This is a genomic window from Nocardioides sp. CCNWLW239 (assembly GCF_037137035.1).
Classification (GTDB): Bacteria; Actinomycetota; Actinomycetes; order Propionibacteriales; family Nocardioidaceae; genus Nocardioides.
The window spans coordinates 18,113-31,505 of the sequence record NZ_JBBBNW010000011.1; the positions used below are offsets into that span (position 1 = coordinate 18,113).

8 protein-coding genes are annotated in these 13,393 nt (G+C 68.9%); 6 read left to right on the forward strand and 2 right to left on the reverse strand.

Translation table 11 applies throughout. From position 1 onward, the window contains the following. Positions 1-289 precede the first annotated feature (289 nt). Both WBG06_RS25705 and WBG06_RS25710 read left to right on the forward strand, forming a co-directional pair. Complete coding sequence (locus WBG06_RS25705) at positions 290-1,417, forward strand: sugar phosphate isomerase/epimerase family protein (RefSeq protein WP_336740550.1); 1,128 nt, start codon at positions 290-292, stop codon at positions 1,415-1,417. A 124-nt stretch (positions 1,418-1,541) separates the two neighbouring features. Next, positions 1,542-4,910, forward strand: coding sequence for a PQQ-dependent sugar dehydrogenase (locus WBG06_RS25710; protein WP_336740551.1), 3,369 nt, complete (start codon positions 1,542-1,544; stop codon positions 4,908-4,910). Between the two features lie 87 nt (positions 4,911-4,997). On the opposite strand, the gene gdhA is transcribed toward WBG06_RS25710, so the two are convergent. Continuing rightward, on the reverse strand, positions 4,998-6,338 hold the full coding sequence (gene gdhA, locus WBG06_RS25715) for an NADP-specific glutamate dehydrogenase (RefSeq protein WP_336740636.1): 1,341 nt from the start codon (positions 6,336-6,338) through the stop codon (positions 4,998-5,000). Between the two features lie 229 nt (positions 6,339-6,567). Here gdhA and purU point away from each other — a divergent pair, with 229 nt between their 5' ends. Both purU and WBG06_RS25725 read left to right on the forward strand, forming a co-directional pair. Beyond that, positions 6,568-7,470 carry a formyltetrahydrofolate deformylase gene (gene purU, locus WBG06_RS25720; RefSeq protein WP_336740552.1) on the forward strand — a complete coding sequence of 301 codons (903 nt, stop codon included), beginning with the start codon at positions 6,568-6,570 and terminating at the stop codon, positions 7,468-7,470. Between the two features lie 29 nt (positions 7,471-7,499). After that, positions 7,500-10,004, forward strand: coding sequence for a GcvT family protein (locus tag WBG06_RS25725; RefSeq protein ID WP_336740554.1), 2,505 nt, complete (start codon positions 7,500-7,502; stop codon positions 10,002-10,004). Positions 10,005-10,071: 67 nt separating this feature from the next. Here WBG06_RS25725 and WBG06_RS25730 read toward each other — a convergent pair whose 3' ends face one another. Continuing rightward, positions 10,072-10,749 carry a GntR family transcriptional regulator gene (locus WBG06_RS25730; RefSeq protein ID WP_336740556.1) on the reverse strand — a complete coding sequence of 226 codons (678 nt, stop codon included), beginning with the start codon at positions 10,747-10,749 and terminating at the stop codon, positions 10,072-10,074. Positions 10,750-10,876: 127 nt separating this feature from the next. Between WBG06_RS25730 and glyA the strand changes: the two genes are divergently transcribed. After that, positions 10,877-12,172, forward strand: a complete 1,296-nt coding sequence (gene glyA / locus WBG06_RS25735; protein WP_336740558.1) for a serine hydroxymethyltransferase — start codon at positions 10,877-10,879, stop codon at positions 12,170-12,172. Then, on the forward strand, positions 12,172-13,389 hold the full coding sequence (locus WBG06_RS25740; protein ID WP_336740560.1) for a sarcosine oxidase subunit beta family protein: 1,218 nt from the start codon (positions 12,172-12,174) through the stop codon (positions 13,387-13,389). The genes glyA and WBG06_RS25740 overlap by 1 nt, the downstream gene beginning before the upstream one ends. The last annotated feature ends 4 nt before the right edge of the window (positions 13,390-13,393 follow it).

A 13,393-nucleotide genomic window follows, 5' to 3' on the forward strand; every position in this document is an offset into this window, starting at 1 on the left:
GGCTCGAACGGCGCTGAGAGTTTGGTGGATGCGCGCCTTGAGCACAGGCCAGAGGTCGTGTTCGGCTCCTGAAAGCAGGAGCGGTACACGGCCTCTGGCCATTTGCCGTCCTTGTATCGGGCAGGATCGCACCCCGCGGAGACTTTCGAAAGTTGGTTTCCAACTTTCGATGACAATGCCAGAAACTATTGACGGCTGCCTGGCTGGAACCGTAGGTTGGCGTCGGCACGACGTGACGTAGGTCACAGTCTCGGGTCCTGTGTGTCTTCACCTTCCCGAAGGAGCATTGATGCGCAACCGTCCCAACCCTGCCGCGAACCACGAGGTTCCGGCGCTCGCACGCAAGCTCGGGCTCAGCCGTCGACAGCTGCTGGCCGCCACCACTGGCATGGCGGCAGCCGGAGTCGCCCTCGGCGGTCTCCCGCTCGCCGGACCCGCCGCCGCCCAGAACGCTCTGCTGATCCCGCGGCCGCGGCGCGGGATCATCCTCTACACGGTGCGCGACGCGATCAGTCGCGATCCGGCCACCAGCCCGTACGCCTCGGGGTTCAAGGCGGTCCTCGAGGAGCTGTCGAAGATCGGCTACCGGCAGATCGAGTTCGCCGGCTTCAACCAGAACGCCAACGCCCCCGGCGGCAACGTCAACAACGTCGAGGGTGCGCACCTGCTGCGGATGTGGCTCGATGACAACGGTCTCGAGGCCGAGGGGAACCACGGGTCGGTTCCTTCCACGATCACCGATGCTTCTCTGGCTGCCTTCGACGCGGCGTGCGAGGTCGCGAACATCTTGGGGATGAGGCACATCGGGACCGGAAGCGATCCCACCGGGTCGGCCTACCTGGCCGACTGGCAGGCCGCGGCCGATCGCTGGAACATTCTCGGCGAGCGTGCGGCAGGGCACGGGCTGAAGCTCTACACGCACAACCACGACGTCGCCTACAGCTTCCTCCTGGACAGCGGACCCAACGATGCGCTCGGCCGCCCGACACGATCCTCCGGGGTGCGCCGGCTGGAGTGGTTCCTGGCGAACACGGACCCCCGCTACGTGTCTCTGGAGATGGACATCTACTGGGCGCACGTCGCCCAGCACAAGCACCACACCTACACCGCCCCCGACGGCAGTCTCGTCGAGGACCGCTTCGACCCGCTGGAGGTCGTCAAGTCCGCGCCGATGCGCTTCCCGCTCTTCCACGCCAAGGATGGCAAGAAGGACGCGACGCAGGCCAACGGCTATGTGATGGCGCCGTTCGGGGAGGGCGACATCGACTACCAGGCGTTCTTCGGTGACATGCCGGCACGGGGCTACCACAACCCGATGTGGGAGCAGGACACCGCGCCCGGCGGTGCGGCGAACCCCGGCCAGTCCCTCGCCTTCGCCAAGCTGAGCTACCAGAACATGGACGAGCTCCGCGGCTGACCGGCCGCCGCCTCAACCGTCGCTCATCGCCGGAGCGCGCCCCCACGAGGTCGCGCTCCGGCCACGGGCGTGCTCGCACGCCCTCCTCCGGCTTTCTTCCGCCTTCGTTCTCCAAGGAATCGTCATGCCCACACACAGATCCGCCGGCGGGGTACCTCGCCGCCGTGCTCGGCGATCACTCCTCGCGGTGACCTCCGGGCTCGCGCTCGCCCTCACCTCCGGGCTCGCACTCGCGACGTCCGCTGCCGCTCACGACGGTGTCGACCACGGCACCGAGCCCGGGGCCGAGCTTGCCCTGGACTGGTCCAACTACGAGAAGGTCACGCTCACCAAGGACACGGGTGAGCCGATCGACATGGCCGTGCTGCCGGACCGGCGCGTGCTCACCACGGCACGGAACGGTGACGTCCGGCTCGTCGATCCCGACGCCGGTACGACCCGCGTGATCAACACGATCGCGACGTACAACAACTCCGAGGACGGTCTGCAGACGATCACTCTCGCCCCCGACTTCGAGGAGTCGGGCTGGGTCTACCTCTACTACGCGCCGCGCACCATGACCGGGCCGTACCCGACGACCACGCCGTCCGGATCGGCCCCCAACACGCTGCCCGCCGGTCAGACCGAGGCCTACTGGGACCAGTGGAAGGGCTACAACCAGCTCACCCGGGTGAAGTGGGACGAGGCGACCGACAAGCTGGACCTCTCGACCGAGCAGGTGATCCTCAAGGTCGAGGTGCAGCGCGGCCAGTGCTGCCACGTCGCCGGTGACGTCGACTTCGACGACGAGGGCAACCTCTACCTCGCCACCGGTGACAACACCCCGGCGGGAGCTCCGGGTGCGAACGGGTACGCCCCCAACAACGACGCCCCCGGCTTCAACCCCGGCTTCGACTCGCGCCGCGGCGCGGGCAACACGAACGACCTGCGCGGCAAGATCCTGCGGGTCGCGGTCCAGGAGGACGGTTCCTACACCATCCCCGAGGGCAACCTCTTCGCTCCCGGCACGGACGGGACGCGACCGGAGATCTTCGCGATGGGTCTGCGCAACCCGTTCCGGATGGATGTCGACGCTGCGACGAACTCGGTGAGCTGGGGCGACTACGGCCCGGATGCCGGGGCGCCGAACCCGGACCGCGGCCCGATGGGGTACGTCGAGTGGCAGACGACCGCGATCGACGAGCCGATCAACGGTGGCTGGCCCTACTGCACCGGTGACCACTTCAACTACAACGAGTGGAACTTCGAGACGGCGACGCCGCGGGAGTTCTTCGACTGCGCCGCCGGGGCTGAGAACAACTCGCGGTGGAACACCGGACTCTCGAGCGTCCCGCCGGCGACGGCCGCAACCCTCTACTACGGCGACAACAACACCCACCAGCCGTGGCCGGAGTTGACCGACTTCAGCCCCGCCGGCGGCCAGGGGCCCATGGGCGGTCCGGTGTATCACTACGACGCGGACAACCCGTCACCGACGAAGTTCCCCGAGTACTGGGACGGCAAGGCGTTCTTCGCCGAGTTCTCCCAGGACTATCTGGCCGCGTTCACCGTCGACTGGCCCAGCGGCCCGGTGTCGCACATCGAGCAGTTCCTGCCCAACATCGATCTCGAGACGAACCGGCAGCCGATCACCGACAGCCCGATCGACATCGAGTTCGGGCCGGACGGGTCGCTCTACGTCCTCGACTACGGCGACGGCTTCTTCCGTGCCAACCCGGATGCCGGTCTCTACCGGATCGACTACAGCGTCGGCAACAAGGCACCGCGCGCGGACATCGTCGCCGACCCCATCTCCAGCAGCTCCGCGCCCCTGACCGTCGAGTTCGACGGCTCGGGCTCGGTCGACCCCGAAGGCGGCGCGCTCACCTACGACTGGGACCTGGACGGCGACGGCACCTTCGACGCCACCGGAGCGACCACGTCGCACACCTACGAGGAGCTCGGCCGCTACACCGCCCGGCTCCGGGTCACCGACGCCGAAGGACGTCGCGGCATCACCTCGACCTCGATCAGCGTGGGCAACGTCGCGCCGACGATCGAGGTGTCCACGCCGGCCGAGGGAGGCTTCTTCGACTGGGGCCAGGCGGTGCCCTTCGACGTGACGACCGACGACCCCGAGGACGGGGGCGCGACGGTGTGCTCGCGGGTGACCTGGACGTTCGGCCTCGGGCACGACGTCCACGCCCACCCGCTCAGCCAGGGGACCGGCTGCCGGTTCGCGATCCCGACGCCCGCCGACGCCACCGAGCACGGCGAGACGGAGAACATCTTCGGAGTCGTCGTCATCGGCTACACCGACAACGGCGCCAACGGTGTGCCGGCTGCCCGGTCCGAGGTCTCGATGATCCTCAACCCGAAGTCGCAGGAGGCCGAGTGGGCCGACGCCTCCGAGGGTGTGGCGATCGCTCCGGACGAGACCGCGAGCGGTCTGCGGAAGGTCACCTCGCTCGATGAGGGCGACTGGCTCTCCTGGAAGCCGGTGAACCTCGCCGGCATCACCTCGGCGAAGCTGCGCGCCAGTGGCAGCGGCAGCGTACAGCTGCGCTGGGGGTCGGCCGACGCGACGCCGTTCGCCTCGTTCGACGTCTCCAGCGAGGACTGGTCCGAGACGACGTCCGACCTCGCCGGAGCGCCCTCGGGCAGCGGCGAGCTGTTCGTGACGTCCACCGGCGGCGTCACCCTGGACCGGATCAGGTTCGTCGGGGACGGCTTCGCCGACGTCACGCCTCCGACCGTCTCCGCGACGCTCGACCCGGCGCAGCCGACCGGCCAGAACGGCTGGTGGACGGGGAACGTGTCGGTGGCGGTCACCGCGACCGACAACGGCACCGTCGCCTCACGGCAGCGCTCGACCAACGGCGGCCAGACCTGGGAGAACGCCAACAACCCGCTCACGGTGTCCGCGGAGGGCGTCACGACTGTGCACTACCGGGCTACCGACAACGGCGGCAACGTCTCCGAGGTCGGCAAGGTCGTGGTGCGGATCGACAAGACCGCGCCGCAGGTAGCGGTCGAGGGCGTCTCCGACGGCACCACGGTCGGCAACTCCGGAGACGCGTCGTGGTCGGCCACCGACGCCACCTCCGGCGTCGGGTCCGTGACCGCGACCGTGGACGGTGCCGCGGTCTCCGGCGACGCGCTCGCCCTGTGGAAGCTCTCGCTCGGGTCCCACACCCTCGAGGTCACCGCGACCGACAAGGCAGGACGAGCGTCGACAAGAACGGTGACGTTCACGACCACCACGTCGCTGACCGAGCTCACCACCCTGACCGAACGGCTGGCTCGCTCCGGCGAGGTGACGTCGGCAGGGGAGAGCGTCCTCGAGAAGCGGCTCAGCCAGGCCGCCAAGCACCTCGAGGCCGGACGCCGTGCCGCCGCGCGGTCACAGCTGCAGGAGTACGCCGAGCTGGCGGCGAGCTCGCTCAAAGTCGCAGACGCCGACGCTCGTGCCGCGCTGCAGCGGGACGCCCAGGCGGTGATCGGCCAGCTCTGAGGTGACCGGACAGTGCGGGTCCGAGGGCATCCCCTCGGACCCGCACTCGCCATTTGCTGGGCTCCGTCGGGGCGCGGGCGGGTGACCTCAGATGACGCCGAGGGCCAACATCGCGTCGGCGACCTGGGTGAAACCGGCGATGTTCGCTCCGGTCACGTAGTTGCCAGGGGCGCCGTACTCCTCCGCCGTGGCCAGGCAGCGGTCATGGATGTCGACCATGATGGTGCGCAGCCGTTCCTCGGTGTAGTCGAAGGTCCAAGAGTCGCGAGACGCGTTCTGCTGCATCTCCAAGGCGCTCGTGGCGACCCCGCCCGCGTTCGCGGCCTTGCCGGGGGCGAAGGCCACGCCGGCGTCGGTGAAGACCTTGACCGCCTCGGGGGTGCACGGCATGTTCGCGCCCTCGGCGACGACGGTGCAGCCGTTACGGACCAACGTGATGGCGTGGGTGGCGTCGAGCTCGTTCTGGGTCGCACAGGGGAGCGCGATGTCGCACGGGACGTCCCACACGGAGCCGTCCGTCACCAGCCGGGCCGAGCCACCGCGCTCCTCGACGTAGGCGGAGATGCGGGCGCGGCGTACCTCCTTGACGTCCTTGAGCAGATCGAGGTCGATCCCCTTCTCGTCGACGACGTAGCCGCTCGAGTCGGAGCAGGCGATGACGGTCGCACCGAGCGCCGCCGCCTTCTCGGCGGCGTAGATGGCGACGTTGCCGGAGCCGGAGACCACGACCGTCTTGCCCTCGAACGAGCCGTTGCGTGCCTTGAGCATCTCGTTGGCGAAGTAGGCGGTGCCGTATCCGGTCGCCTCGGTGCGTGCCAGCGAACCGCCCCAGCCGATGCCCTTGCCGGTCAGCACGCCGGACTCGTAGCGGTTGGTGATCCGCTTGTACTGCCCGAAGAGGTAGCCGATCTCCCGGCCACCGACACCGATGTCGCCGGCAGGTACGTCGGTGTATTCGCCGATGTGCCGGTAGAGCTCGGTCATGAACGACTGACAGAAGCGCATGATCTCGGCGTCGCTGCGACCCTTGGGATCGAAGTCCGAACCGCCCTTGCCGCCACCGATCGGCATCCCGGTCAGGGCGTTCTTGAAGATCTGCTCGAAGCCGAGGAACTTCACGATGCCGAGGTAGACCGACGGGTGGAAGCGGAGGCCGCCCTTGTAGGGGCCGAGCGCGGAGTTGAACTCGACGCGGAAGCCACGGTTGAGGTGGACCTGGCCGGCGTCGTCGACCCACGGCACGCGGAAGATGATCTGCCGCTCCGGCTCGCACACACGTCGGATGATCGCGGCCTGGGCGTACTCCGGATGGCGGGCGACGACCGAGTCGAGGCTGTCGAGCAGCTCCCGAGCCGCCTGGTGGAACTCGGTCTCGCCGGGATTGCGGGTCAGGATCTCGTCGTAGATCGGCTGCAGGGTGCTGTTCAGGGACGTCATGTCGTGGGCTCCTTCGTCGTTTCCGCGCACTGGCCCGACGGCGTCGGCGGGCTCAGAACGCCGACGCCCACGTTCTCACGCCCCACGCCCGCCGCTGACCGACGGTAAAGAAAGTGAGACCGGCAGATGCGGGCGAGACCCTTGACGGCGGTCTGAGAGCCGTCCTACGATCATTCTGATATATGAGTTGTGTATCATTACCGGCAACCAGGAGCCCAGCATGACCATCAGCCCGCCCAGCTCGACCGCTGTTGCTTCCGTGGCGACCGCTCCCACGGCGACGACCAACGTGCTCACGCTCTCCTGCCAGGAGCGTCCGGGCATCATGCAGGCCGTCACGAGCTTCCTGTACGACCGCGGGTTCGACATCCTCGAGCACCAGCAGCACGACGACCGGATGGGGGAGCTGTTCTTCCTCCGGACCGAGTTCGCCGCCGCGGACGGTGCCGACGTGGACGAGCTCACCGCCGCGTTCGGGCCGATCGCGGATCGGTTCGACATGTCCTTCACGTTCCACGACGAGCGCAAGCCGCGGTTGCTGGTGATGGTCTCCAAGTTCGGTCACTGCCTCAACGACCTCATCTTCCGCTGGCGCGGAGGGACTCTCGGTGGCGAGATCGCGGTCGTCGCCTCGAACCACGAGGACCTGCGCCCGATGGCGGAGGCCGCCGGGCTGGAGTTCGTGCACATCCCGATCACGCCGGAGACGAAGCCGGACGCCGAGCAGCGCATGCTCGACCTCGTCGACGAGTACGACGTCGACCTGGTCGTGCTCGCCCGCTACATGCAGATCCTCTCCGACGGCCTGTGCCGCCAGCTCGAGGGGCGCGCGATCAACATCCACCACTCATTCCTCCCCGGCTTCAAGGGCGCCAAGCCCTACCACCAGGCGCACGAGCGCGGCGTGAAGCTCGTCGGGGCCACCGCTCACTACGTCACCGCAGACCTCGATGAGGGGCCCATCATCGAGCAGGAGGTCAACCGGGTCGACCACACCTACACCCCGCAGGCGCTGGCCAACGTGGGTCAGGACGCCGAGTGCCTCGCGCTCTCGCGTGCTGTCCGCTGGCACTGCGAGCACCGCGTCCTCATGCACGGCTCCAGCACCGTCGTGTTCCGCTGACCACCCACCCCGAATCGCAGGAGTTGCTCATGCCATCGTCCCGCAGCACCGTCTCGCCCCGCACAGTCATCATCGGCGCCGGCATCGTCGGCACGAACCTCGCGGACGAACTCGTGTCCCGCGGGTGGTCCGACATCACGGTCATCGAACAGGGCCCGCTCAGCATGCCCGGTGGCTCGACCTCCCACGCTCCCGGTCTCGTCTTCCAGATCAACCCGTCCAAGACGATGACCCTGTTCGCCAAATACACCGTCGAGAAGTTCATGGGCCTGGAGAAGGACGGCCTGAGCTGCTTCAACCAGGTCGGTGGCCTCGAGGTCGCGACCACCGAGGCCCGCGTCGCGGAGCTCTACCGCAAGCTCGGCTACGCGAAGTCCTGGGGGATCGACGCCCGGGTCATCGGCCCCGCCGAGTGCAAGGACCTCTACCCGCACATCGACGAGTCGCAGGTCCTCGCCGGCCTGCACATCCCGACCGACGGTCTCGCCCGCGCGGCCCGCGCCGTCGACCTGCTCATCGAGCGTACGCAGGCGGCCGGGGTCACCTACCTCGAGCACACGGCGGTGACCGGGGTTCTCCAGGAGAACGGTCACGTCACCGGCGTCGAGACCACCAACGGTGTGGTCGAGGCCGACATCGTCGTCTCCTGCGCCGGTTTCTGGGGCGTCGAGGTGGGGAAGATGGCGGGCACCGACGTACCGCTACTCCCGCTGGCGCACCAGTTCGTCAAGACCACCCCGGTCCCGGCCCTGGCCGGCAAGCACAAGCTCGCCGACGGCGCGACCCTGCCGATCCTGCGCCACCAGGACCAGGACCTCTACTTCCGCGAGTGGGGCGAGGTCTACGGGATCGGCTCCTACGCCCACAAGCCGATGCCGTACGTCGCGGCCGACCTCGGCCCGACCCCGGAGCACGTCGACGACGAGAACATGCCCTCGCGCCTCGACTTCACGCCCGAGGACTTCGAAGGCCCCTGGGACGAGTGCCGCAAGCTGCTGCCCTGCCTGCAGGAGGCGGAGATCGCGGAGTCGTCGTTCAACGGCATCTTCTCGTTCACGCCCGACGGCGGCTCGCTCGTCGGTGAGTCCCGTGACCTCGACGGCTTCTGGGTGGCCGAGGCCGTGTGGGTCACCCACTCCGCCGGCGTCGCCCGCGCGGTCGCCGAGGTGCTGACCACGGGACGCTCTCAGTACGACCTCGCCGACTGCGAGCTCAACCGGTTCGAGGAGACGCAGCTCGCTCCGGCGTACGTCAGCGAGACCTCCCAGCAGAACTTCGTCGAGATCTACGACATCCTGCACCCGCTGCAGCCCAAGGAGTCGCCCCGCGACATCCGGGTCAGCCCGTTCCACGCCCGCCAGGTCGAGCTCGGCGCCTTCTTCCTCGAGGCCGGGACCTGGGAGCGCCCGCACTGGTACGAGGCCAACGCGGCCCTGCTCGACGAGCTGCCGGAGGAGTGGAAGGCGCCGACGCGTGACGACTGGTCGGCCCGCTACCACTCGCCGATCGCGGCCGTCGAGGCGTGGAAGACCCGAACCGCGGTCGCGATGTACGACATGACTCCGCTGCGTCGGCTCGAGGTCTCCGGCCCCGGCGCCGAGGCGTTGCTGCAGCGGCTCATCACCGGGGACGCGGGCAAGAAGCCCGGCGCGGTGACGTACACCCTGCTCCTCGACGACCAGGGCGGCATCAAGAGCGACATCACCGTCGCCCGGCTCGAGGACGAGCTCTACCAGGTCGGCGCCAACGGGACGGTCGACCTGGCCTACCTCCGCCGGGAGGCCCGCAAGCTGCGGGCCGAGGATCCAGCCCTCGCCGCCCATGTCCGCGACATCACCGGCGGCACCTGCTGCATCGGCCTGTGGGGACCGCTGGCTCGGGATCTGATCGCCAAGGTCAGCACCGACGACTTCACCAACGACGGCCTGAAGTACTTCCGCGGCAAGCGGGCCACCATCGGCGGGATCCCCGTCACGGCCCTGCGGCTGTCCTACGTCGGCGAGCTCGGCTGGGAGATCTACGCCTCAGCCGAGAATGGCCAGAAGCTGTGGGATGTGCTGTGGGAGGCCGGCCAGGAGCACGGCGTCATCGCCGCCGGCCGCGCCGCGTTCGGCGCGCTCCGCCTGGAGAAGGGCTACCGGTCCTGGGGTGCCGACATGACCACCGAGCACGACCCGTACGAGGCGGGCGTCGGCTTCGCCGTGCGGGCCGCCAAGGAGGACTTCGTCGGCAAGGCCGCGCTCGAGGGCCGTTCGGTGGAGACCGCGTCCCGCCGCCTCCGCTGCCTCACCATCGACGACGGCAAGTCCATGGTGCTCGGCAAGGAGCCCGTGCTGTCGGGCGAGACCTCGGTCGGGTACGTCACCAGCGCGGCGTACGGGTTCACGATCGGCAAGCCGATCGCCTACGCCTACCTTCCGGCCGAGATCGGTGAGGGCGACCAGGTCGAGATCGAGTACTTCGGTCAGCGGATCCCGGCCACGGTCACCCCGGAGCCGCTCTTCGACCCGGAGATGAGCCGCCTGCGCGGCTGACCTGTGGGAGTCCGGATCGGGCGTCGGCCGTATGGCCGGCGCCCGATCGTGCGTCTCGGGAGTGCCGTCAGAGGACGCGACGGATCTCGGTCGCGAAGCCGTCGACGTGCTCGCGGGTGAGCCGCTCGGCGCGCTCGGCGTCGCCGTCGGCGATGGCGTCCAGGAGCTGGGCGTGCTCGGAGATGTGGGAGGCCAGGTCGGGGAGCTTGTCGACGACCAGGCACCAGATCCGGGTGGCCAGGTTGTCGTAGCGGATCAGGACGTCCTCGAGGTGCTTGTTGCCCGTCGCCCGGTAGATCATCCGGTGCACCGACAGGTCGAGCCGCATCAGCGTCGGCCGGTCGTCGCCCGACGCGTCGAGGCCGCGTACCCGGGCGGCCATGGCGCGCAGCTCGGCCCGCATCGCGTCGGTCGCCGCCGTCGCCGCCCGGTGGGCCGCGAACGGCTCCAGCTGCTGGCGGAGGTCGGAGATGGAGCCGAGCTCGGTGACGTCGACCGGCGTCGCGAAGGTGCCGCGGCGCGGGTAGGAGACGACCAGGTGGTCGGTCTCCAGGCGCTTGAGGGCCTCGCGCACGGGGGTGCGGCCGAAGCCGAGGGAGTCCGCGAGACGGCCGTCGTGGATCGGCTCGCCCGGCCTGATGTCCAGCATGATCAGCCGGTCCCGGATGCGCTCGTAGGCCGCGTACGCCAATGAGGTCGGCGGCGCGCCGACCGTCGGCCTGACGGGCGTCTGAAGGTCGGTCATTCGATGTCACCACTTTCTTTGATCTGAACCGTCTGGTCTGGACCGTTGACAGGTCTCTTCGACACCAAGCATACTGGTGATCCGGAACTGATATATCAATCGTACTTCAAAAGTTTGGGAGCTCACCGTGGTTGACGTCTTGACTGCCTCGCTCGCGGACCTCGATCCCGAGGTCCGCCAGCAGATCGACGCCGAGCTGAGCCGCCAGCAGACGACGCTGGAGATGATCGCCTCGGAGAACTTCGCCCCCGCCGCCGTGATGGAGGCCCAGGGCTCGGTTCTCACCAACAAGTACGCCGAGGGCTACCCCGGCCGGCGCTACTACGGCGGCTGCGAGCACGTCGACGTCATCGAGCAGCTCGCCATCGACCGCCTCAAGGCGCTCTTCTCCGCGGAGTACGCCAACGTGCAGCCGCACTCGGGTGCCCAGGCCAACGCCGCCGCGATGTTCGCGCTCCTCGAGCCCGGCGACACGATCCTCGGTCTCTCGCTGGCCCACGGCGGCCACCTCACCCACGGCATGAAGATCAACTTCTCCGGCCGCCTCTACCAGGTCGTGCCCTACGAGGTCAGCCGCGAGGACTTCCTGATCGACATGGCCGAGGTCGAGCGCCTCGCCCTCGAGCACCGCCCCAAGCTGATCGTCGCCGGCTGGTCCGCCTACCCCCGGCAGCTCGACTTCGCCGAGTTCCGCCGGATCGCCGACCTCGTCGGCGCCCGGCTCATGGTCGACATGGCCCACTTCGCCGGTCTGGTCGCCACCGGCCTGCACCCGAACCCGGTGTCCTTCGCCGACGTGGTCACCTCGACGACCCACAAGACCCTCGGCGGCCCGCGCGGCGGGGTCATCCTCACCAACGACCCGGCCATCGCCAAGAAGATCAACTCCTCGGTCTTCCCCGGCCAGCAGGGCGGACCGCTCGAGCACGTCATCGCCGGCAAGGCGGTCGCCTTCAAGCTCGCGGCCGAGCCCGAGTTCCGCGAGCGTCAGGAGCGTACGCTGCGGGGCGCCCGCATCATCGCCGAGCGGCTGCTCGCCGACGACGTCGCGGCCTCGGGCATCTCCGTGGTCAGCGGCGGCACCGACGTCCACCTCGTGCTGGTCGACCTGCGCGACTCCGAGCTGAACGGCCAGGACGGCGAGGACCGCCTCCACCGCATCGGCATCACCGTGAACCGCAACGCGGTCCCGTTCGACCCGCGCCCGCCGATGGTCTCCTCCGGCCTGCGGATCGGCACGCCCGCGCTGGCCACCCGCGGCTTCGGCGACACCGACTTCCAGGAGGTCGCCGAGATCATCGCGGCCGCCCTGAAGGACGACTTCACCGAAGAGACGGCCGACGCGCTGCGCGCCCGGGTCACGAACCTCGCCGAGAAGCACCCGCTCTACCCCCACCTCACCGAGTCGAACGGAGCCGAGTGATGGCAGACCTGCTGCCCGAGCACCCCGACTTCCTCTGGCGCAACCCGGAGCCCAAGTCCTCCTACGACGTCGTCATCATCGGCGGCGGCGGGCACGGACTGGCGACCGCCTACTACCTGGCGAAGAACCACGGCATCACCAACGTCGCGGTCCTCGAGCGCGGTTGGCTCGCCGGCGGGAACATGGCGCGGAACACGACGATCATCCGGTCCAACTACCTGTGGGACGAGTCCGCGGCGATCTACGAGCACTCCCTCAAGCAGTGGGAGGTGCTTCCCGACGAGCTCGACTACGACTTCCTGTTCAGCCAGCGCGGCGTGCTCAACCTCGCCCACACCCTGCAGGACGTACGCGACTCGGTGCGCCGCTGCGAGGCCAACCGTCTCAACGGGATCGACGCCGAGTGGCTCGACGCGGACCAGGTGAAGGAGGTCTGCCCGATCATCAACACCAGCGACAACATCCGCTACCCGGTGCTCGGCGCGACCTACCAGCCCCGTGCGGGCATCGCCAAGCACGACCACGTCGCCTGGGCGTTCGCCCGCAAGGCCGACGAGATGGGCGTCGACCTGATCCAGGACTGCGAGGTGACCGGCTTCGTCAAGGACGGCAACCGGGTCGTCGGGGTGCAGACCAGCCGCGGCACGATCGCGGCCGGGAAGGTCGCGCTGTGCGCGGCCGGGCACTCCAGCGTCCTGGCCGAGATGGCCGGCTTCGACCTGCCGATCCAGTCGCACCCGCTCCAGGCGCTCGTCTCCGAGCTCCACCAGCCCGTCCACCCGACCGTGGTGATGTCGAACCACGTCCACGTCTACGTCTCCCAGGCCCACAAGGGCGAGCTCGTCATGGGCGCAGGCGTCGATGCGTACAACGGCTACGGGCAGCGCGGCGGGTTCCATGTGATCGAGGAGCAGATGGCGGCCGCCGTCGAGCTGTTCCCGATCTTCGCCCGGGCGCACCTGCTCCGGACCTGGGGCGGCATCGTCGACGTCACACCGGACGCCTCACCGGTGGTGGGCAAGACGCCGATCGACCAGCTCTACGTCAACTGCGGCTGGGGCACCGGCGGCTTCAAGGGCACGCCCGGCGCCGGCTGGACGATGGCGCACACGATCGCCTACGACGAGCCGCACGCGTACAACGCCCCGTTCGCACTGGAGCGCTTCAGCACCGGTGCCCTCATCGACGAGCACGGCGCAGCCGCCGTGGCCCACTGAAAGG

Excerpts from the sequence above, each read along its gene's own strand:
- WBG06_RS25705 (WP_336740550.1), top strand. The coding sequence starts at position 290 with ATGCGCAACCGTCCCAACCCTGCCGCGAACCACGAGGTTCCGGCGCTC.
- purU (WP_336740552.1), top strand. The coding sequence starts at position 6,568 with ATGACCATCAGCCCGCCCAGCTCGACCGCTGTTGCTTCCGTGGCGACC.
- WBG06_RS25740 (WP_336740560.1), top strand. The coding sequence starts at position 12,172 with ATGGCAGACCTGCTGCCCGAGCACCCCGACTTCCTCTGGCGCAACCCG.
- WBG06_RS25710 (WP_336740551.1), top strand. The coding sequence starts at position 1,542 with ATGCCCACACACAGATCCGCCGGCGGGGTACCTCGCCGCCGTGCTCGG.
- WBG06_RS25730 (WP_336740556.1), bottom strand. The coding sequence starts at position 10,749 with ATGACCGACCTTCAGACGCCCGTCAGGCCGACGGTCGGCGCGCCGCCG.
- WBG06_RS25725 (WP_336740554.1), top strand. The coding sequence starts at position 7,500 with ATGCCATCGTCCCGCAGCACCGTCTCGCCCCGCACAGTCATCATCGGC.